The organism is Xenorhabdus littoralis, assembly GCF_033949345.1.
In the GTDB taxonomy this organism is placed as follows: Bacteria; Pseudomonadota; Gammaproteobacteria; order Enterobacterales; family Enterobacteriaceae; genus Xenorhabdus; species Xenorhabdus littoralis.
This window is the reverse complement of sequence record NZ_VCDP01000237.1, coordinates 1-627: the sequence shown is the minus strand read 5'-3', so window position 1 is coordinate 627 and position 627 is coordinate 1. Positions and strand designations below refer to the sequence as shown.

The window sequence follows — 627 nt, the reverse complement described above, 5'->3', positions numbered from 1 at the left end:
AAGATAACGGATTGCAAGTTCAGAAAGATTTTGATCTGCATATAAAAGACCTAAGTTATAACGTACGATTAAAGCTAATTTGTTTTCACTGTGTTTTTCAAATTTATTAATTGCGGAAAGCAAGTATTCTTCTGCAACAGAAAATTCCCTTAATGTAATACAAGCCATACCAAGTGTGTTTTCACATGCTCCGGTTTTAATCTCGTATCCTAGTTTCCCACTAAAAAAACTTTTGGCTTTGTTAGCATATTGAGTTGCTAATAAGGCTTGATGAGTATGATAATAGAAAGTTGCAACAGCATAATTAAATTCAGCTTTTTCTACTTCATCAGGAATTTCTTCTAGTAATTTTTCTGCTATATCATAATATTTTTGAGTTTCACTATAATTTCCTGTTTTCATTGCATGCATGCCTTTAAAGAAATGATAATAGTAATCTAAAAAATTATTTGTGTGTTCTTTTAATTGTTCGATTTTTTCTAAAGATTGTTCTCTATCTGCATAGTCGTTTGTAAGAATCTTGTATCTCAAATCAATAAGTGAATAATATAAAAGTAAATTTTGGTCTTCTTCTATGTTGTTAATTTCTTTTTCAATCTTTTGTTTTAATTGTTTTGCTTTAATAAT

The 627-nt window shown here is 28.1% G+C and carries 1 protein-coding gene; it reads right to left on the bottom strand.

Features of this window, described 5'->3' with window-relative positions:
• The coding region (locus tag FE394_RS19460) for a response regulator aspartate phosphatase (protein WP_474068192.1) at positions 1-627 on the bottom strand (627 nt) is incomplete at both ends.